This window comes from Lysinibacillus sp. 10T31 (genome assembly GCF_056394365.1).
In genome coordinates this window covers 133,107-153,758 of record NZ_JBFTHS010000001.1, presented here as the reverse complement: position 1 = coordinate 153,758, position 20,652 = coordinate 133,107, and the positions used below count along the sequence as shown (strand labels likewise).

General features: G+C 37.2%; 21 protein-coding genes and 2 other annotated features. Of the genes, 14 read left to right on the top strand and 7 right to left on the bottom strand.

Annotation, left to right across the window (positions count from 1 at the left end; all coding sequences use genetic code 11):
• Positions 1-149: 149 nt before the first annotated feature.
• From AC1DCY_RS00810 to AC1DCY_RS00800, 3 genes are all read left to right on the top strand, one after another.
• Entirely contained in the window at positions 150-431 is a 282-nt protein-coding gene (locus AC1DCY_RS00810) for a hypothetical protein (protein WP_477346565.1), read from the top strand.
• A 92-nt stretch (positions 432-523) separates the two neighbouring features.
• Positions 524-1,003: a hypothetical protein gene (locus AC1DCY_RS00805; RefSeq protein ID WP_477346563.1), complete on the top strand. Its 480-nt coding sequence runs from the start codon at positions 524-526 to the stop codon at positions 1,001-1,003.
• 149 nt (positions 1,004-1,152) lie between these two features.
• Positions 1,153-1,665 carry a YfiT family bacillithiol transferase gene (locus AC1DCY_RS00800; RefSeq protein WP_477346561.1) on the top strand — a complete coding sequence of 171 codons (513 nt, stop codon included), beginning with the start codon at positions 1,153-1,155 and terminating at the stop codon, positions 1,663-1,665.
• A gap of 148 nt (positions 1,666-1,813) precedes the next feature.
• On the opposite strand, the gene AC1DCY_RS00795 is transcribed toward AC1DCY_RS00800, so the two are convergent.
• The gene (locus tag AC1DCY_RS00795) at positions 1,814-2,422 is read right to left on the bottom strand and encodes an exosporium glycoprotein BclB-related protein (RefSeq protein ID WP_477346560.1); all 609 of its coding nucleotides are present in this window, start codon (positions 2,420-2,422) and stop codon (positions 1,814-1,816) included.
• Between the two features lie 219 nt (positions 2,423-2,641).
• A complete protein-coding gene (locus tag AC1DCY_RS00790) occupies positions 2,642-3,721 on the bottom strand; it encodes a hypothetical protein (RefSeq protein ID WP_477346558.1) in 1,080 nt (359 codons plus the stop codon).
• Between the two features lie 246 nt (positions 3,722-3,967).
• Between AC1DCY_RS00790 and AC1DCY_RS00785 the strand changes: the two genes are divergently transcribed.
• The 4 genes from AC1DCY_RS00785 to AC1DCY_RS00770 all read left to right on the top strand — a co-directional run bounded on the left by AC1DCY_RS00785 (position 3,968) and on the right by AC1DCY_RS00770 (position 6,414).
• Positions 3,968-4,606, top strand: coding sequence for a BMQ_0737 family morphogenetic spore coat protein (locus tag AC1DCY_RS00785; RefSeq protein WP_477346556.1), 639 nt, complete (start codon positions 3,968-3,970; stop codon positions 4,604-4,606).
• Between the two features lie 137 nt (positions 4,607-4,743).
• Positions 4,744-5,319, top strand: a complete 576-nt coding sequence (locus AC1DCY_RS00780; RefSeq protein WP_477346554.1) for a hypothetical protein — start codon at positions 4,744-4,746, stop codon at positions 5,317-5,319.
• Positions 5,312-5,608: a hypothetical protein gene (locus tag AC1DCY_RS00775; RefSeq protein ID WP_477346552.1), complete on the top strand. Its 297-nt coding sequence runs from the start codon at positions 5,312-5,314 to the stop codon at positions 5,606-5,608. The genes AC1DCY_RS00780 and AC1DCY_RS00775 overlap by 8 nt, the downstream gene beginning before the upstream one ends.
• A 14-nt stretch (positions 5,609-5,622) precedes the next feature.
• Positions 5,623-6,414 (top strand): hypothetical protein, encoded by a 792-nt coding sequence (locus AC1DCY_RS00770; protein ID WP_477346550.1) that lies wholly within the window; start codon positions 5,623-5,625, stop codon positions 6,412-6,414.
• Positions 6,415-6,495: 81 nt separating this feature from the next.
• Here AC1DCY_RS00770 and rpmG read toward each other — a convergent pair whose 3' ends face one another.
• The gene (rpmG, locus tag AC1DCY_RS00765) at positions 6,496-6,645 is read right to left on the bottom strand and encodes a 50S ribosomal protein L33 (protein ID WP_053481849.1); all 150 of its coding nucleotides are present in this window, start codon (positions 6,643-6,645) and stop codon (positions 6,496-6,498) included.
• A gap of 172 nt (positions 6,646-6,817) precedes the next feature.
• Here rpmG and AC1DCY_RS00760 point away from each other — a divergent pair, with 172 nt between their 5' ends.
• A complete protein-coding gene (locus AC1DCY_RS00760; protein WP_477346724.1) occupies positions 6,818-8,008 on the top strand; it encodes a GTP-binding protein in 1,191 nt (396 codons plus the stop codon).
• Positions 8,009-8,032: 24 nt separating this feature from the next.
• Here AC1DCY_RS00760 and AC1DCY_RS00755 read toward each other — a convergent pair whose 3' ends face one another.
• Together AC1DCY_RS00755 and AC1DCY_RS00750 are read right to left on the bottom strand one after the other, a co-directional pair.
• Positions 8,033-8,575 (bottom strand): isoprenylcysteine carboxyl methyltransferase family protein, encoded by a 543-nt coding sequence (locus tag AC1DCY_RS00755; RefSeq protein ID WP_477346548.1) that lies wholly within the window; start codon positions 8,573-8,575, stop codon positions 8,033-8,035.
• Between the two features lies 1 nt (position 8,576).
• Positions 8,577-9,659 (bottom strand): type III polyketide synthase, encoded by a 1,083-nt coding sequence (locus AC1DCY_RS00750; protein WP_477346546.1) that lies wholly within the window; start codon positions 9,657-9,659, stop codon positions 8,577-8,579.
• 367 nt (positions 9,660-10,026) lie between these two features.
• Here AC1DCY_RS00750 and rsgA point away from each other — a divergent pair, with 367 nt between their 5' ends.
• From rsgA to metG, 4 genes are all read left to right on the top strand, one after another.
• Complete coding sequence (rsgA, locus tag AC1DCY_RS00745) at positions 10,027-11,103, top strand: ribosome small subunit-dependent GTPase A (protein WP_477346544.1); 1,077 nt, start codon at positions 10,027-10,029, stop codon at positions 11,101-11,103.
• Positions 11,104-11,156: 53 nt separating this feature from the next.
• Positions 11,157-11,582 (top strand): FosM family fosfomycin resistance protein, encoded by a 426-nt coding sequence (fosM, locus tag AC1DCY_RS00740; protein WP_477346543.1) that lies wholly within the window; start codon positions 11,157-11,159, stop codon positions 11,580-11,582.
• A 54-nt stretch (positions 11,583-11,636) separates the two neighbouring features.
• Positions 11,637-12,287, top strand: a complete 651-nt coding sequence (locus AC1DCY_RS00735; protein WP_477346541.1) for an HAD hydrolase-like protein — start codon at positions 11,637-11,639, stop codon at positions 12,285-12,287.
• Between the two features lie 123 nt (positions 12,288-12,410).
• Positions 12,411-12,806 (top strand) — a binding site (T-box leader).
• Positions 12,807-12,997: 191 nt separating this feature from the next.
• Complete coding sequence (gene metG / locus AC1DCY_RS00730; RefSeq protein WP_477346539.1) at positions 12,998-14,632, top strand: methionine--tRNA ligase; 1,635 nt, start codon at positions 12,998-13,000, stop codon at positions 14,630-14,632.
• Between the two features lie 124 nt (positions 14,633-14,756).
• Here the strand turns inward: metG and AC1DCY_RS00725 are convergent, their stop codons facing one another.
• Complete coding sequence (locus AC1DCY_RS00725; RefSeq protein WP_477346538.1) at positions 14,757-16,328, bottom strand: 2-isopropylmalate synthase; 1,572 nt, start codon at positions 16,326-16,328, stop codon at positions 14,757-14,759.
• A gap of 138 nt (positions 16,329-16,466) precedes the next feature.
• Positions 16,467-16,704: a binding site (T-box leader), on the bottom strand.
• Between the two features lie 354 nt (positions 16,705-17,058).
• Here AC1DCY_RS00725 and AC1DCY_RS00720 point away from each other — a divergent pair.
• Positions 17,059-17,808 carry an HAD-IIB family hydrolase gene (locus AC1DCY_RS00720; protein WP_477346537.1) on the top strand — a complete coding sequence of 250 codons (750 nt, stop codon included), beginning with the start codon at positions 17,059-17,061 and terminating at the stop codon, positions 17,806-17,808.
• Between the two features lie 333 nt (positions 17,809-18,141).
• On the opposite strand, the gene AC1DCY_RS00715 is transcribed toward AC1DCY_RS00720, so the two are convergent.
• On the bottom strand, positions 18,142-19,836 hold the full coding sequence (locus tag AC1DCY_RS00715; RefSeq protein ID WP_477346535.1) for a methyl-accepting chemotaxis protein: 1,695 nt from the start codon (positions 19,834-19,836) through the stop codon (positions 18,142-18,144).
• A 313-nt stretch (positions 19,837-20,149) separates the two neighbouring features.
• Between AC1DCY_RS00715 and AC1DCY_RS00710 the strand changes: the two genes are divergently transcribed.
• Positions 20,150-20,644, top strand: a complete 495-nt coding sequence (locus AC1DCY_RS00710) for a DUF1648 domain-containing protein (RefSeq protein ID WP_477346533.1) — start codon at positions 20,150-20,152, stop codon at positions 20,642-20,644.
• Positions 20,645-20,652: the final 8 nt, after the last annotated feature.

Sequence of the window (20,652 nt, the reverse complement as noted above, 5' to 3'; positions counted from 1 at the left end):
GCACTAATTATATTGCATTATTAGAGGAAGAACAGCTAGAGCTTTCTATTCCAATTATTAAAATAGATGAGCCGTTCTTTGAAACGGTATGTAAAGAAAAACCGCCTCAAACAATTCTTTTTACAAATCCTGTAACCGTAGAAGGTACGATGAACAGACTTCAGCAATATGCTTTACTACATGAAAAATCCATTAATACTAAAATAAAAGTTATCGACAATACGTTTGAATTGATTATCCAAGGAAAAAAGGATGCATATAATAACGCTATTATACAAGCTCTTCATGATGTAGTAGGGGAACAGCAGCATATTTCAGTTGCACAGCTTTCAATGGTTGAGGCTGCACGGCAATTCGAAAAAGAGACAGCTTTAACGATTACTCATCCACTAAAGTCGTTAGTTAAATTTGTGATGAGTTCTATAGAATAAAAGAATGTGTATAATTTTCGGAATACTCTGTAACTATTTGTACGAAAAATTCGTTTCATAGAAAATAGCCATAACTTATAGGGAGTGTAGTAATGGGGAGATGGGTACTTATGGTAACGGTGTTGTTATTGTTGGTAGGCTGTTCAATGAATGAGAAAGCGGTTGCCCAGCCAAAGGATTTACCTGACTTTGTGCAAGAAAGTGACTTCAAATCAATTGATTGGGATAAAAAAGCTGTAGAGTTTGGAGAGAGAGGTATTATTGGTAATGAGGATAAATCAGGTGTTATCGGGGCCAATATGCCGAGTTTAAACACTCAAAAATGGATGTGGCATCTTTGGGGAAGTGAAGAACGTGATACCAAGTTAACAATTGTCGGGTATCATAGAGACTCTAAAACTGTGCATCCTATCTTAGTAGATGGTTGGACTATAGGGCTTGGTGGACCTGTTAATGGTGCAGATGCTCATACACCATCAAGTGTAAAAATCCCAAAACCTGGTGAATGGGCAATTTTACTGTATATGAATGAAAGTTATTTTGATACGTTAATTTACGATTTTAATGAATAAAGAGTGGATATTTCACACAATGACCCTCGTTTTGTGAGTAAAATTCTCGCAAAATGAGGGTTTTGCTTAGAAGAATTAATGCAAATGGCGTGAAAAATATAAAATTGGTAATATAAAAAGTAAGAAAATAGAAATGGAGGATAGCTATTATGACCGATTTACGATATCCAATTGGACAATTTCAATTTCCGGAAATAGTTACAGCGCAGCAAGTAAAGGAATGGATGGAGGATATTCGTCTATTACCAGAACAATTAGCAGATGCACTTAATGGAGCAAGTGAGCAAGCATTAACGAAATCCTACCGAGAAAATGCTTGGACTGTTACGCAGCTTGTCCACCATATTGCAGATAGTCATATGAATAGCTACATCCGTTTTAAGCTAGCTTTGACAGAAGATGCTCCAACAATTAAGCCATACAATGAGGAAGAATGGGCAAAGCTACCCGATTCCGAAATACCTGTCTCAACATCTTATAAAATGATTGAGGGCTTACATGAGCGTTGGGCTTATTTGCTGAAAAGCTTAACGGAAGAGCAATTGCAACGAGCATTTAATCATCCAGATTCAGGATTGATGACACTTGAAAAAGCTGTAGCCTTGTATGCTTGGCACGGGAAACATCATCTTGCTCATATTCAGATTGCTTTGGCGAAATAACAACTATATTTTTAGAGAGAAAAGTAGGCGATTTCCTGATTTGAAGAAAATTGCCTACTTTACTTATTACTTTTGATTTCAAGTGATGATTGTATTATACAAGGATAATGATACTGTATGGAAGTTTTAATCTAACTTACGCACTCTTTTATACAATATTAATTCCTGCACTTGCATTACCAGTAATAGTAGTAACAATTCCTGAGGAAGTAACAGAGAACACCATTAATAAACGATCACCAGCTGATACTGGCACTGGTGTAACGTTCGCAGTACCAGATGTAATAGTACCTATTGCTATTGTTGAGAGAGCTGGTGATAAATTAACAAATGCTGTTGTAGGGCTGAAAACATTACTTCCCGCAACCGCGCGGTAAATTTGCGCTGTAACTGTTGCTGTTCCTATAAGAGTTACTGCAACTGTTGCAGACAAGGATGCGGAAATAGATGTAATAGTACCAGCACGTGGAACTGAAAAGGCTTCTGTTCCAGTAGCAGTTGTTAAATCTATATTTGTACCAGTAAGAGTTAGTCCTGGAATAGACGTGCCGAATCCTACAAGACTTACTGTACCGACTAAGCCACTAGCAAGTGATGTTAAAACAACAGGAACTGTTCCTGATGAGAATGGGATGATGGAGCCTGTTGCTGGTGGAGTAGTAATACATGCAGCCTCTATAGCTTCAAATGGACCAAGTGCAGTACACTCATTTTTATTTCCGCAGCCACAGCCGCTTCCGCACATTGAATTATTCATACACATTTTTACACCCCCTTTCTTCATTATTCTATTCAGCTTAGATTGAGGGTTAAAGGCAATTATCTAGATTGCAACTTTTATTTTAAGAGAGGATATTGATTAATGAGACTTTTTTGATTGAGCATAAAAAAGTCCAATATGTATTTTCATACTTATTGGACGGATTTATTGTATAAATCTCTATCATAACTATACTCTGAACACCACAACATCAAACTAACTCCATTTTCGAAAGAAATTGAAAAATAAAGAACCCTTCTCTTTTTTATGACCTTCTTCAGTCGATTCTTCTTTTAGCTCCGGTTGCTTGTTTATCTCTTCAATTTGTGTATGGATTTCATACACTTCCTCTGACGTAGCTTCAAAAATTTCAAATTCATCACTTTTTAAAATCGGGAATTTATTTACGTCCCCTTGCTCATTAACCACTTTAGATGTATCAGGAATAACAGGCGAATTACCAGTTTCAGCTGCTTCAAGATTGTCTAGGTCATTTGTTTTTACAGAGTTCATTTCACCAACAATTACTGTGTTATTTATGTAATTCGCTGGATTTGAGGCATCGGCAGGCGGTAAAGTATTAGATTCATAAACTCTAATTGGTATTTCCTGTGCGTTCGTAGCGTTTTTAAAATGGAAGGTGGATTCGGTGGTGGTATTTTTATATAAACCATTATATATCTGGCTTGGATGAGTGTTTATTGATTGGAAGTATTGTTGATTAAAATGGCGTTCTTCGGGTACATTTCTTTGATTTTCGTTGCGAGCGGAAGATATACCATTGTTGGCATCTAATTGCCCATTTGTTGCTTTACCTGCTAGACCCTGTAACATTTTATAAGATGGCTGTGTTGATGTATTCGCCGATTGACTTGTTGTCTGTGTAATTATCTGCTCCCTTAGTGCACTGTTAGCAATAAATTTAGATGTGTTTTCAGTTTTAGGTGTAGTGGTTGGAGCTTTAGTATTATCAATCGTAAGTAGTTTGTTTAAAACCCTTAGTATTTCTTGGTTCATTTTCTCAATCATTTGATTCAGAGACTCAATTTGTGTCGATAAAAGTTTTATCTGCTCCTCATAGCCTCTGATTTGCGAATTTTGCTTATCATCTATTGTTTCAGTTACCCCTTCTAAAAGTGCCATTTGCGTTTTAATCCCATCAAAATCCTTTTTCATAAATAGGTAATCATCAATTGAAGTTTCCATTTTCAATGAAGTTAACGTATCCTTGTAGGCATCTAACTTCTGCTTCAATTTTTCAATGTCTTGAGTGGAGTACAATTTTGAATCTTCCATTGCATTTCACCCCTTTCAGTCCATTAATATTTTATTAAAAACATTTACTTTCTGTTACAAATATACAGATCCTTTCGAATATTTTAGTTTCTCCATTAGAAAAGGAAATGTAAGCAAGAATGATACATACTGATACTTAGATATTTTAATAAAAATCAGAACGAATTATTTGTTAGCCCATACACTTATAGCTAGAAAACATATGATACAAACGAAAGATAAAAAATTTATGGAGGTGTCAAAAGGATGCTAGAGAATATGCCATCCCAGGCACAGGAATTAATTTGTATAAACGTCGATAAGGTGTTTGACTGGATTGTAAAGGAAATGTCGTTCGATATTTCCCCTACTGGACCAATAACTTTTCCAGGTGTAACACCAACTACTGATTTAACAGGTGCAGTAGTTACATGTAAGGTAGTTCCAGCAACAACTAACCCTATTGTTATCTTGAACCGTGAGAATCGCCAATTCTCCATTGATGGTGCAACTGTATGTCTTCAAAATCTAACTATTCAAAAGAACTTTATTCTTACAATAGTTGTTTGTTTACCGAATGGTACTATGTTCACAAGCAATACTATTCCAGTTTCTCGTTGTGAGCAAGTTACATTATGTGCACCAAAAGGGACAGATGTAGAAATTTTATTCACAGATTTAGACTGTTTCGTGTGTACAACTGGAACATTAACAGCTGGAGCAGGTACAATTACGTTTTCTGCATTAACAATTACTGTATCAGTTTGCCAAAGTATTCAATCTACATTCCCAGTTACTGTGGAATTCTTAGCGACATTCTGCGAACCAAGAGCAGAATTACCATTCACATGTCCGGGTGTAGTTCGCCCTCAGCAATGCCCCGCTATTTTCCCAACGCTCGGCTAATGGTACTAACACATAGAAGGAAATCATATCGTAAAGAGAGGGTAATCCTCTCTTTTTTTTATGAAAGGATTTCAGACAGTGGCTATCGCTTAAAGTGGATTGGTTAATTTAATACTATTGGCAAGGGGGTACTAATTATGACTACTCGTATCGATCATGTGGAAAAAAAGATAAATGAACTAAAAAAACAAACGGATTTTTATGTTCATGAAATTAAAAAAACGGTTGAGGAGCTTATTATTCCGGATAGTGTCAACATCATTAGTTATTTCACATCCTCGTTCAATATTTCTTATAATCCTGATGAGGAGAGCTTATGCTTAGGTTCTTATCATATTCGTAATATAGGTAATCAGCCTATAACAAATCCGTATTTATGTATAAAACTGCCTGAAGATTCTCCATTCTCTTTCTCAGGAAGGTATGTCTATGAACATTTCGCGCCAAATTTAAAAGGAAACAGTAGCTGGGAGCGAATCAATGATCAATCAAGCAAGGAGGAATTCTGGCTTAGACCTATAGGAAAAACAACGTTAGAGCCAAACGAAACACTATCATTCCCTAACTTTCAAATCAAATGGGGTCATAAGTTTTCTTATTCAGGAAGTATCATGGGTTTTACATATTGTGATCAACTAAAAGATGGTGTCGTTGTCTTAAATCCTATTAATCTCAATGGAATTGGTCATACACAGGAGGATGAAAATGAGTGAGTCTGAAAATATAAATCAAAAAATAGATAGTGTTGTCCATCAACTAATAAAGGAGCAGCTTACGAATCTATCTAACTATAGTAATGCGAAAAATAACAGCTTTGCTTATCTCGAAAAAGGAACATTGAATCTACTTCTTGCCTATTTAATGTCAGGAGAAAAGAGCAAAGCTGAAGAAATTGGTGATAAGGGAATAGAAATTAAGATTATTAAGCAGCTTGATGAGATGTTAGAGGATAGTAAGGAGCAATTTGAAGAAGTGATTAGTTTACTTAAAAAAATGTCGTGATAGGAGGAGCAAGTGTGGATAATGATATTGTTAAAAACAATGATCCTATTCAGCTGCAGCAAATGATTATTTTTTTAAGAGCCGAATTAGCAAAATATAAAAATGAAGTTAAAAGGCTCAGAGATAGTGATTATTATTCACTAGTACTGAGATTAGAGCGAGAAAATGTTCAATTAACAAATCAGAAAAAGGAGCTTTCGATGGAGCTTTTAAAGCAGAAGAGAGACCATGAAAAAAAACTAAAAACTTACTATGAAGATATACAAGCAAGAGAAATCCAAAAGAAAAAACAACTTTCTTCGATAGAGGGTTTATTAAAGGAATTAGAAGAGCTACGTGCAGAAAATAAGCTAATAAAGGAAACGTTAAAATCCACTAAAGATGAATTTCTTTCTGTGAATTCAGATGTTAATTATAAGATTTTAGTGGATGGCCTTGAAAATAAGTTGAATGTTTTTACAAGGGATATAAGCCAACAAATGAAAACAATAGTTGAAGCCATTGAAAGATCTCGTGTAGAACAAACTAATTCAGACAATCTTAATAAGCATTTAGCTGAAGAAATAGAGGGGAAAAGCACTGAGATAGAAAAATTATCGGATGTAAAAAAACATAGCTTTTCTCTAAGTAGAAAAACGATGATGAATCCAGAGGTCCTTTTAAACTTAGATGTTCAAGTAAATAAAGTACTGGCTCAATCAATAGATTTTGAAAAGCAGTTGAATCATAAATTACGTTTGCTTGATGACTTAGAACACAAATTAAACGAGCTAACTATTGAAATAAATACTAATAAAACTGTATAAAGTATGTTGTGGAAGGCTGTTTCAAAAGTAAGACGAAACAGCCATTTTTATGTTACTAGGGGATTCTAGACGTAATACATATTATTTCGTTTCTCTGTGTAATGTAACTCTTTTCAAACGAGGGGAATATTTCTTAAGCTCCAGCCTTTCTGGATTAGTTCGTTTATTTTTTGTAGTGATATAGTTTTTATCACCTGTTTCTGTACAGGCCAATGTCACTTGTACACGCATAAAATAACCTCCTTTTAAATCGTAATTATTACGCTTTATACATTATTATTTTTTATGAAATATGTCAATATCGTATTTCCGTAAAGTTTTTTGCGTTGCGTTTTGTAGGATTCTATGTTTTAATTACAAATTATAAATAGTAATGATTACGATTTGAGGAGTTGTAAAGATGATAAAGAAAATCCCTGTTACAGTGTTAAGTGGTTATTTAGGTTCTGGTAAGACAACAATGATGAATCACGTTTTACAAAATGAAAAAGATATGCGTGTTGCTGTAATCGTCAATGATATGAGTGAAATTAATATCGATGCAGAACTAATTGCAAATGGAAGCGGCATTTCAAGAACAGAGGAAAAATTTGTGGAGTTATCGAATGGTTGTATTTGTTGCACGCTACGCGAGGATTTATTGCAGGAGGTGGAGCGTCTCGCAAGGCTCGGTACTATTGATTATATTTTAATTGAATCGACGGGGATTAGTGAGCCAATACCTGTTGCCCAAACATTTAGCTATTTAGACGAGGAGCTTGGAATTGATTTAACAAAGTTTTGCCAGCTTGATACGATGGTGACGGTGGTAGATGCGAATCGTTTTTGGCATGATTTTCAGTCGGGTGAAAGCCTTTTAGAGCGTAAGGAGGCAGTCGGCGAATTAGATGAACGGGATGTTGCCGACTTACTCATTGACCAAATCGAGTTTTGTGATGTGCTTGTATTAAACAAATGTGATTTAGTATCAGATGAAGAGCTTGAAAAATTAGAGCGTATTTTACGTGCCTTACAGCCTGAAGCTAAGCTAATTCGTACAGTAAACGGTGCAATAGAGCCAGCTGAAATTTTAAATACTGGATGCTTTGACTTTGAACGGGTATCAGAATCTGCTGGTTGGTTAAAGGAATTAGAGCTTGGTCATGAAAATCATACACCGGAAACGGAGGAGTACGGCATTTCTTCTTTCGTTTATAAGCGTAGAAGACCATTCCATCCAATGAGATTTGTAGAATGGTGTGATCATATGCCAGAATCGATTGTCCGAGCAAAGGGTATTATTTGGAGTGCGAAACATCAGGATGTCGCATTATTACTTTCACAGGCAGGTTCATCGGCAAAAATAGAACCGGTTTCTTATTGGGTAGCTGCTTTACCAATGGAACAGCAGCAGGATGTTTTCTTGCAAAGTCCTGAGGTAGTAGAGGATTGGGATGAGGAATTCGGAGATCGCATGACACAGCTCGTTATAATTGGTGTTGATTTAGATAAAGAGGCGATAATAAAAGAATTGGACAAGTGTTTATTAACGGAAGATGAGTTTAATAACTCATGGGAAGGTTTACAAGATCCGTTCAATTGGGAATGGCATTAAAGATTATAACAAAGAAGATTTCGGCTAAGATTCCGAAATCTTCTTTTGAAATACATGATTATAATTTGTAGCATCTCGCAAAGCTTTTTCCTCAATTGGAATACGCACAGACAGCATTGTTACATTTAAAAGTGTAAAGCAAAATGCTGTGAAATATGCTTGAAACATTAATGGTAGAAGAATAATTTCTAAGCAAACCACAGCGTAATTTGGGTGACGCATAAATGTGTAAGGGCCTTTCCGTACAACTTTTGCATCCGGTAATATGAGTATTTTTGTGTTCCAAAAAGACCCTAAAGAACGAATACACCAAATGCGTAATGCTTGCACGGCAATAAATAATAAGAACAATAACGGAAATAAAGGCGATAAAGTTTTATGGTTAGTAACTACTTCAATAATTAAAAATAGGAAAAAACCGACGTGCAAAGAAACCATGTATGGATAATGAGAGGAACCAACTTCATATGCCCCCTGTGAAAGCATCCAGTTTTCATTACGTTTTGCAATGAAAACTTCTGTCAATCTTTGTAGAATGACGAGGATCAAAATAATGTAAATAATCATGCTACTCCCTCCATTTAAGTAATACAGCTTCAGCACAGAAGCCAGGGCCGAGAGCGACGAGCAAACCAATATCCTCTTCTTGTCCTTCGTTTAACATAAATTGCTCCAATACATATAGCACGGTAGGAGATGACATATTTCCGTGAAATTTCAATATTTCCCGAGAAATATCGGTTTTTTTGGAAGCTAAATACAGAGTATCTTCATAAGCTTTTAACACTTTTTTACCGCCAGGATGTGCAATAAAATGGTTAAGCTGTTCACTATATAGTTCATGTTCCAATAAAAATTGTTCAATGAATGGGCCGAGCCAATTGGTGATGATGGCAGGAATACTTTTCTGAAAAACGACATGTAGACCATTTTTTTTAATATTCCAACCCATAACATTTTCTGAATCTGGCATCCATTTAGAGCCAGTCCCGATAATAGCAGGTATTGTTTTTTTAACTGCGATATTCACTTCATCTCCACAGACGAGTATACATGCTGCTCCATCTGCGAAAAGTGAGGCACCGATTAAATTACTTTTTGAAAAATCATTTGGCTGAAAGGTTAGACTACAAAGCTCGACACAAACGACAAGAACTTTTGCTTCAGGATGGGCACGACAAAAATCATAGGCTCTACTAACGCCGGCCGCACCACCAGCGCAGCCAAGTCCCCAAAGTGGAATACGTTTAAGTCTGTCTGAAAAAGGAAGTTTATTCATAACTCGTGCATCAATACTTGGTGTGGAAATACCAGTAGAACTCACGAAAATGATGGCATCAATTTCTTTAGGAGAAATCGGCGATTGTAAAAACGTTTCATTTTGTAAACAGGCTTGAATAACGTCAACGCTATATTGTGTAGCTAGTTCAATATATAAATCGTTACGTTCCTCAAAGGAATGATCAGTACGATGCCATTCTGGTGGCACACAAAAATGGCGTGTTGCAATACCTCCATTCTCAAAAACTTTTAAGTAGCGTTCTAATTTAGGTATCTTTGCATGAAAAAGCTCCTTCGTTAGCTCCTCCGCATTTGTCTGTTGTAATGTGTACGGTGGTTGGTATGTACTTATAGAAATGATTTTTGACAATTCAACATCTCCTTCGTCAAGAGTGGTCTTGTTCATTGTATGCAGGGAGGGAGGGGGTACATGCTTGTTAGAATATAATTGACAATTTCGGAATATTTCGCTATATTGAAAATAACTAAATCGGAAGTAGGTGATGTGACATGATGAATAGATCCGTTTTTAACGAACTGCAATTCGGTTTGTTCAATTTCACACGCCTAAAATATATAAATTGACCACGCAGTGTATTTAAATCACAATTGTGGTGATTTGTATATTCTCTTAAATGTGCCTGTGAACCTTGTAACTGCCGAATTGCGCAGAGACAAGGTTTTTTGTTTATTATCAATTGATTACAAAGGATATTCACATTTAGGAGGAAAACAAATTGAATTTAACAACTTTAGGATTTTCAACATATTTTGAAGAGCAAATGACGGGATTTAAACAGGAGGCTAAGTTGGCGAATTGTATGCCGGCTAGGGTTACCTTAGAGCACAAGCATTCTTATCGTGTACTGGCTGAAGAAGGAGAGTGGCTGGCAACGATTGCTGGACATTACGCGTATACATCATTAGCACGTGAGGATTTCCCCGCAGTTGGAGATTGGGTGCTAGTTGAGAAAATGCCAGGTGAGGAAAAGGCGATTATTCATAAATTGTTTACACGAAAATCAGTCTTTTCCCGCAAGGCCGCGGGGCTGGAAATACAAGAGCAGATTGTAGCATCGAACGTTGATATCGTACTTCTAGTTATGAGCTTAAATGCTGATTTTAATATTCGCCGTTTGGAACGTTATTTAGTAGCTGCGTGGGATTCAGGCGCGAAGCCGGTCGTTGTATTGACGAAGGCTGATCTCTGTGAAGATGTCTCTAGTAAGATACGTGAAGTTGAGTCTGTAGCGTTTGGTGTGGATATTTTTGTGACTAGTGCACTGTCAGGTGAGGGAGTAGAAGATATTCGTGCGCTATTTACGGAAGGTGTGACAGGAGCATTACTTGGCTCTTCTGGCGCCGGGAAATCCACTTTGACCAATGCGCTTAGTGGTGATGAGCTTATGAAGGTTTCGGATATTCGTGAAGATGATGCGAAGGGGCGCCATACAACAACGCATCGTGAGTTAGTTCTATTGCCAGAAGGTGGTTGTTTAATTGATACGCCTGGAATGCGAGAGCTACAATTATGGGATCAGAGTGATAGCCTATCCTCTAGTTTTCAGGATATTGAGGAACTTTCTGCGGCCTGCCGTTACAGGGATTGTACACATAAGAAGGAGCCACATTGTGCTGTACAGCAAGCAATTACAGATGGCGAGCTTGAACAATCACGTCTCCAAAGCTACTTTAAATTGCAAAGAGAGCTTGCGTTTATCGAGCGCAAAACAAATGCTCAAGCAAAACTAATTGAGCAACGTAAATGGAAGCAAATTGCGAAAGGCTTAAAGAAGGGCAAAAAATCAAATTAAACTTGATATGAGAGTGAGTAGTTATCAGCAATTTCATAGTTGGGGGCACATGCATGACAATCCAGAATATTAATCATATATTATTTTCAGTTTCAAATTTAGAGGAATCCATCGCATTCTATGAAAAGGTTTTTGACGCAAAATTATTAGTGAAGGGTAGAACTACAGCCTATTTTGATGTAAATGGGCTGTGGCTTGCCCTGAATGTAGAAAAGGATATTCCACGCAATGAAATACATCAATCTTATACACATATAGCGTTTTCTATTCAGGAGGACGATTTTGACAAAATGTATGAAAAGCTAGTCCAACATAATGTCAATATTCTGGAGGGCAGAAAAAGAGATTTACGAGATAAAAAGTCGATTTACTTCACGGATCCAGACGGTCATAAATTCGAATTTCATACAGGGACTTTACAGGATCGACTGGATTATTATAAGAAGGAAAAGATGCATATGGAGTTTTTTGATGTCTAATGTTGCAACACTCCTTCCAATGAGAACGTTGATAATAGTAGAAGGGGTGATTTTATGAAAAAAGCTATTATTTTTGATATGGATGGTACTTTATTTCAAACAAATCTAATATTAGAGCCAGCACTGTCGGCAACGTTTGATGTGTTGCGTGCAAAGGGCTTGTGGCAGGGAGAAACACCAATAGAGAAATACCGCGAAATTATGGGGGTTCCATTACCTGTTGTTTGGGAAACGTTATGTCCTATGCATACGCTAGAGACACGTGAAGAAAGCAATGCATTATTCCATGTTAAGCTGATTGAACAGATACGTAATCGCCAGGGCGCTTTGTATCCAAATGCAGAGCAAACACTTGCTACTTTGGCAGAAAACTATGATTTATTCATTGCCAGTAATGGACAAACTGAGTATTTACAAGCAATAGTAGAAACCTATCAATTACAGCGTTTTATCAACGGTACATATAGTATTCAGTCCATTTCGAGTGGTCATAAATCTGATTTAGTGAAAAAGGTCATCGAGGAAAATGCCATTCAACGCGGAGCAGTTGTAGGTGATCGTTCTTCTGATATTCAGGCGGCGCATGATAATCAGTTACTCTCTGTTGGCGTACGATTCGACTTTGCGCAGGAAACAGAATTACAAAAAGCAGACGTCATTATTGATGATTTAGATGAGCTACTTGATTTAAAGCTGCTAGGATAAGGTTTTATAGACTACATTCACTGATTTATCGCCTAACTTTTTCATTTTATCGAGAACTTTCAGATATTTATCGACATGCATTGCAATTCAAAAGAAGAAAGAGTAAAATGGTGGAAATCTATAGTAAAAGCATTGATAAGGAAAAGTAAATTGGAGAAGCATTATATAGAGAGCCTCTGTTGGTGGAAATGAGGTAAATGATCCCTTTTGAAAATGACCTTTGAGCTTCGTACCGAAAGCAAGTTTGTGAGTAGATTACGACGAGATGGGCACTCGTTACAACAGCGGCAGTATCTTTCACTTCTTCCAGCAGGTGTCTAAACACCCGCTGGAAGAAGTTCAAGCCTCCGGCGGATGTCACGGAATCGGAAAGGAGTTCTTTGTGCAAGCACAAAGCCGATTCCGGACGCAATTATGCCGAGGCATAATTGATTAAATAAGATGAGACGTACTGATGGAGGCAAATAGTGTGAGCTATTTGTAAATATAGGTGGTAACACGGGTATACTCGTCCTAATCAATTTTGATTAGGGCGTTTTTTTTTATCTTCATTCAGGGCTTACCTGAATAAAGATAAAGCCTCCGGCGGATGTCATGGATTTTAAAAGGAAGAATTGTGCTAGCACAATTCAAAATCCAGACGGCAATTACGCCGAGGCGCAATTTATTTACATTTTTCTGTACAATTTTTTCGAGGGGAGCAACTTAGGATGACAATCGTTATTGGAGGCGCGTGGCCATATGCAAATGGTTCTTTGCATTTAGGGCATGTTGCCGCGTTATTACCAGGTGATATTTTGGCTAGATATTACCGACAAAAGGGCGAGAAGGTTTTATATGTTTCGGGAAGCGACTGTAATGGCACACCGATTTCTATTCGGGCTGCACAGGAAAACACGACAACGGAAGCAATTGCTGATCATTATCACGAGGAGTTTACAAGATGCTTCAATGATTTAGGATTTACCTATGATTTGTATACGAGAACAGATGCGCAGCACCATCATGAATCTGTTCAAACAATTTTTTTACAGCTACTAGCGAACAATTTTTTATACAAAAAGAAAATTGAACAAGCCTATTGTGAAACGGACAAGCAGTTTTTGCCGGACCGATTTGTAGAGGGGATTTGTCCAAACTGTGGTGCGAAGGCGCGTGGTGATCAATGCGATAATTGCTCAACAATTTTAGACCCACTCGATTTAATCGATAAGCGTTGTAAAATTTGTGGGAATGAGCCAATTATCAGGGAGACAGAGCATTTTTATTTTGCATTTAGTCAGTTTCAAGGGAGACTGGAGACTTATTTAGCAGAAGCAAAGGCGGAAAAACGCTGGCGGGACAATGCTTTAGGTTTAACAGAACGTTATTTGGCAGAGGGGGTTCCGGACCGCGCAGTAACAAGGGATTTACCTAATGGTATCGATGTGCCAGTGCCAGGTTTTGAAGGCAAAAAAATATATGTGTGGATTGAAGCTGTAGCAGGTTACTTAACAGCTAGTATTGAATGGGCAAAACAGCATCAAATAGCGATTGAAGATTTGTGGAATGAAGAAACGATTTCGTATTATGTGCATGGTAAAGATAATATTCCGTTCCATACAATTATTTGGCCAGCCATTCTTATGGGGATAGGGGCAAAGGCCTTACCTACACATATTGTATCAAACGAATATTTGACATTAGAAAAACGAAAATTTTCGACGAGCCAAAATTGGGCGGTATGGGTGCCGTATATTTTGAGTCAATACGATGCAGATTCTATTCGTTATTTTTTAACAATGAATGCACCAGAAAATCGTGATACTGATTTCTCTTGGCGAGAATTTATTTATAGCCATAATGGCGAATTACTTGGCGCTTACGGTAATTTTGTCAATCGAACATTGAAGTTTTTAGAGAAATCGTTCGATAGCAAAGTGCCTCAAGCCGAGATAGATGCCACTATTCGAAAACACACGATTCAGCTATTTAATGATGTTGGGATTCATATAGAAGCGGGTCATTTTAAACAAGCTTTAGAGGCTATTTTTGAATATATTCGTGCAGCTAATCGCTATTTTGACGAGCAGCAACCTTGGCTACAGGTGAAAGAGAATGTGGAAGCTGGCAATCGAACACTTGCAACGTGTGTTTATATGATTGCTAATCTTGGACAGCTGTTGCATCCATTTTTACCGTTTTCAGCTGAGAAGGTGAGAACAATGTTAGGAATTAATGAAGTGATGTGGCATGAGCAAGTGGACTTACCAGTAAGTATTAGCGAAGTGACACCACTGTTTGAACGTCTTGATGTTGGATTGATTGAAGAGGAATATCAAAAGTTAGTGGAAGGTAGCCGCTAGGAAAAATGAAAGCAGTATGACTTAATGGTGTCATACTGCTTTTAACTTCTTTCCGGAAGCATTGTTTATCTGTAGCGAAAGCAAAGCGACAGCTACAATTATACCGAGGCATAATTGATCTGTTTTAATTCATAACAGGCGTTAATTTAGCAACAACAATACTGTTGATAGCATTAATATAAGCTAGCGCACTCGCTTTTAAAATATCTGTATCTGCAGCTTTTGCGATATATTTTTCACCTTCATGCTCGATTGTAATTTTTACTTTACCAAGCGCTTCTTTACCACGAGAAACACTATTGATATTATACTCTACAAGTTTCACATCAATGTTTGTAATTTCTGCGATGGCCGAATATAGGGCATCAATTGGACCTGAGCCAACTGCACTTGCTTTGAATATCTCGCCACCCTTACGTACTTTCACACTTGCTGAAGGGAAGCTTGCGTTGCTGACGACTTGTAAATCATCGAAGTCAAAGAATTGATCACTATAATGAGTGGCATTAGCATTGTTTGCGTCATGTTTTTCATAGTAGCTTTCCACAATCACATATAAATCGTGATCGTAAACTTCTTTCTTTGCATCAGCAAGCTTTAAAAAGCCTTCGAAGATTCCTTCAAATTCATCCGCTGAAAGATTGGAAAAGCCAAGTTTTTCAAGGGCATTTTTCACCGCGTGACGCCCAGAGCGAGCTGTAAGGACTAGCTCCATATCGTCAAGACCTACATCTTCTGGATGTACAATTTCATAGGCATCACGAGATTTTAGAAGGCCGTCTTGATGAATACCAGAGGAATGAGCAAAAGCATTATCCCCAGTAATCGCTTTGTTTACTTGTACGTCCAAGCCCATAAAGCTTGAAACAAGTCGAGACGTATTCATAATTTCTCTTGTGTTGATACGTGTCTCAGCATTATAGACAGAGCTACGTGTTTTCAACGCCATGACAACTTCTTCTAATGCTGCATTTCCTGCGCGTTCGCCAATGCCGTTAATTGTACATTCAACTTTATCCGCGCCGTTTTTAATCGCAGCCAGTGTGTTAGCAGTAGCCATACCAAGATCATTATGGCAATGAACGCTTAGTAAAACGCTGTCGTCTAGGTTTTTCATACGCTCATTTAGTTTATAAATCATTGCTCCGAATTCTTCTGGTTCCGCAAAGCCGACAGTGTCAGGTACATTAATCATTGTGGCACCAGCTTTCATTACGGCTTCGATGGTTTTCCAAAGATACTCGAAATCTGAACGAGATGCGTCTTCTGTTGAATATTGGACTTGTGGTAGAAGTGTTTTTGCATATTTTACTGCATCAACGCCAATCTGTAGAATTTGATCCTTGGATTTGCTAAATTTTTTCTCAACATGAATATCAGAAGTACCAAGCACCATATGAATCATCGGATTTTCAGCGTATTTTACAGCGTTATAAACAGCATCAATATCTGCCTGTACAGCCCGTGCTAAAGCAGTAATCATAATGTCATTTGTATTTCCAACTTTTTGTGCGACAGCCTTAACTGCATCAAAATCTCCTTGTGATGAAGCCGGGAAACCAGCTTCGATAATATCGACGCCTAATTTTTTGAGTTGCTGTGCAATCTCTACTTTTTCGTATAAATTCAGTTTTGCACCAGGCACTTGCTCGCCATCACGTAAAGTTGTATCAAACACCCAAATTTTTCTTCCCATTTTCAAACACTCCTTTTGTTGTAGTTGTCATTATATTGATAATGTCTCTGCTTGAACCGTTAGCTCTGTTAGAGACGATCCACACTTAGGCCAGTAAACTTTTTGGAATCAATAAAAAAACCCGCCTCTATATAAAAATATAGAGACGAGTTTATGCTCGCGGTACCACTCTAATTGACCTTCTCCTTACAGAAAAAGTCCCCTTATCGACAGCTATCACTGTCTATCCTGTTAACGGAGGAAACCGACATCCCTTACTCAATGTTCAGGGAGTGGCTCATGGACGAGTTCAAAATGTGTGTCTATCGGTTTGCACCAACCACCGACTCTCTACAAGTACACTTGCATTTCTACTATTTCCAATCTTGGCCTACAATAATGTGTTGTTGAAAGCAATGATACTTGGGTATTGTTGGTTTGTCAACAATATTCTAAAAATTATTTCTTTTCTGTCTTATGTAATGGCAATAACTTATTATGAAATCGAACGTTTCATAACAATAAAAAAATCCTTTATTTTTGGCTTATCTCCGAAATTTGGGGATGGTGTTGTTAAAACGTATGCCATGTATATAGATTGATTGGAGTGGGGGCTGGATGCCCCTAGGAAGGCGCCAGCCGGAACGGAAATCAACCCCACGTTATGATAATGAGCATTATTTCCACAATAAATGTAAATATTTATGAGATAATAAATGGGTAATTAACAGTTTAGAAAGAAGGCGTGACTATGAAATTTGTATTTGATTTAGATGGTACGATTTGTTTTAAGGGCCAACCATTAAGTAAGGAAATTACTAATGCTCTAGAAGCTTGCATCGAGAATGGTCATGAAATCATTTTTGCATCAGCTCGTCCAATTCGTGATTTATTACCTGTATTACCTGAAAACATGCGGAAGTTTCCAATGGTAGGGGGAAATGGTGCATTTGTTGCACGGAACGGGAAAACTGTTGAGGTAACTGCATTTGCAAGGGGAATTGTAGAAGAGATTCAAAACATTATTTCAGCATTTCAACTGCCATATTTAGTTGATGGTGATTGGGATTATGCGTATACAGGTAGTGAGGCACATCCAATTTATCAAAATTTAGATCCACTAAAACTTGCGAAAAACGTATCATTACATGAACTAAAAGATATCGTAAAAATTGTTTTATTTCCTGGAGAGCAACATAAAGAAATATTAGCTGAATTACAGCAGTTACCGATATCGGTGTATGAACATACATCAGAAAATATTGTAGATATGAGCCCGAATGGCATTGATAAATGGAATGGCTTAATGAAATTAGGTGTCGCTGAAGGTGGATTTATTGCGTTTGGAAATGATGCGAACGATGCATCCATGTTTGTAAAGGCGAAGGAAAGTGTTTGTGTAGGTGATCATAAAGTACGTGAGCTTGCATCCTTACAAGTACTAAGTAATGAGACTGCTGTAATTGACAAGTTAAATACGTTAAATGAAAAGTACAAATAAGAGGTGACGACAATGGATTTACGCAAATTGTTAAAGCTTTTGCATGAGACGGAAGGCTTGAAACGTAAAGCTACGACATAGTGGCTTTCAGAAGGAAGACAGGAAAGTGTAGCCGAGCATACATAGCGAGTAACATTAATGTCGATGGTTATAGAAGAACATTTACCGCAAAAATATTAGCTATCCAATAAATGATGTCATTAAATTTACTGGATTTAAAAAATATAAAAAAGTTATCCTCTCCCGAATTGTATTTAATAACCAAATACAATTCGAGAGATTTTTATGGATAATCGATAACTTTAATAAAACAAGCTTCTTGAAAAAGACTTTTTACTCCACTTTAAAACGCGAAACCTGTGTTTGTAATTCCTCGGCCATGTTTGATAGTGTGGCAGCAGAAGCGGCAACTTCTTCAATAGTCGCTAGTTGTTCCTCAGAAGCAGAAGCTACATTTTGTAGATTTGAAGAAGACATCTGTGCGATTGTTGTAATTTCATCGAAGGATGCGTAAATTTGCTCAGCACTTGATGACATTTCCTCTGAAACTGTTGTTGCTTCTTGAATTTGTTGGGATACTTGTTCGATCAGTTCAACGATTTTCGAGAAGCCTTCCTCAGCTACTTTTACTACTTGCATACCGACTTTTACCTCTTGTGTACCAGCATCCATAACAGTTATGGCACGGTCTGTATCCTGTTGTATTTCTGAAATCAGACTTGCAATCTGTTCAGCTGATTGCTTAGATTGTTCTGCTAATTTCTTCACTTCATCCGCCACTACTGCAAAGCCGCGACCATGATCCCCTGCACGTGCTGCCTCAATTGCAGCATTCAGTGCTAGTAAATTTGTTTGCTCAGCGATATCCGTGATGAGACCAATAATATTTCCGATTTCAACGGAATGATTTCCTAAATTTTTCACAACGCTAGCAGATTCTAAAACTGCTGAATTAATTGTGTCCATCTGTGTAATAACACGGTGTAGCGATTCATTTCCTTTATTAGCTTCAGTATTTGTTTCTATAGCAAGCTCTGAAACGGCAGCTGTCGTCGCAGCCAATTGTTGAATGCCTTTTGTCATAGTTTTCATAGCTGCTGAACTTTCAGTAGCATTTTTTCCTTGGGCCTCGGAGCCACTTGCAACTTCTTGTATAGAGGAAGTAATTTGTTCTGTCGCTTGGATTGTTTGTTCAGCGCTTGCAGTTAATTCAGCAGCAGAACCACTTACTTGCACGGTGTTATGACGTACATTTGTAATAAGGTCCTTTAAATTTAACGCCATTTGATTAAAGGCAAGTGCTAAATCACCTACCTCATCACGGTTCTTAATGTGAATTTGCTCAGTTGTTAAATCGCCATCAGCAATCTTTTTCGCAGTTTTTGCCATACCTTTGATAGGGCGGGAAATAAGGCTTCCCATGACCATAGCGATGATAAGACTAATAACAACAGCAAAGATGCCAAGAATAATCATTTGGAGTTTAATAGTTTGAATTTCTTTTGATGTAGCAGCGATTTTTTCTTTTATATACTCATCTTGGTAGTTAGCAAGGTTAGCTACACGTTCATCGAATTGTTTATTAATTAGGCGGCCTTGTGTACTATCGAGCTTTTCGTATTGCTCTGTTTCTCCAGCAGTCTTTAATGAAAACATTCGATCTGCGAACTGTTGGACATCTTGCTCGCTTTTATTGATTGCCTCTAATAATTCAATCGATTTTTGAGAATCGAACGAAGCCTTTAATTCATCATATTTCTTTTTAAATTCTTCACGTGACGCCGTATTACTTTGAAAATTTTGCTTGTCCCCAAGTAATAGATAACCTCTCATATTTACAATTTCTTGTTTAGCAATTACGCGTAGCTCTTGAATACTAATAGATTTAGTTGTTTGTTCTTCGAGTAACACACGATATGTTTTGTTTACGGAATTAAGCTGTTTAAAATTTAATCCTATTGTGCCAACTAATACTAAAATAACAATAAAAAAACCGAGTACTAACTTCTTGTAGATAGTAAATCGCATAGTTGTTGTTTCCTTTCTCAGTAATTTAGTAGAAATGTTACAAAAAAATGAAATATGTATATATACCATTTATATCAGATTATATGAATTTTACAAAGTATTATGAGTATTTCTACTATATATAATAGGGATAATAAGGAAAAAAGTTGTGGCTAGTATGATAAAAAAAGCTGAATAATTTGTTGTTTTACGGTTAGTGAAAGCGGATAGTTACCTGTATGTAACGAACAATTATGACAATTTGCATAAATTTGAAACTATTTGAATTGTAGTAACGTAAAATGAATAACGGAACAAGTAAGGATGTGGGAAGATGTATAGGCCAATTTTGAAATTGCCAAAAACGAAATATGAGAAGATTTGGGACTTTATCGGTGGGGGGTTATTTGTACTGTCCATCCTTTATATTTTTGTAATGTGGGGCCAATTACCCAAGAAGATTCCAGGTCATTTTAATGGTGCAGGAGAAGTTGATCGTTGGGGTTCAAAAATAGAGGTACTCATCCTTCCATTTATCGGACTATTTCTATGGATTTTGCTCGGCCTACTTGAAAAAGCTCCACATATGCACAATTACCCGGCACGCTTAAACGAAAGTAATGTAGAGGCATTTTATTTGAATAGCCGAAAAGGATTGAATGAAATAAAAAACCTCTGTCTAATTTTATTTGCAGCTATATCCTTCCAAATGATACGTATTGGACTTGGGGAAGCAGAGAGTCTTGGTTGGTGGTTCTTGCCAATATTTATAATTGCAGTAGCTATTCCGATTATTAAAGGAATAGTGGCGACTACAAAAATAAAGTAGTTTTTAAA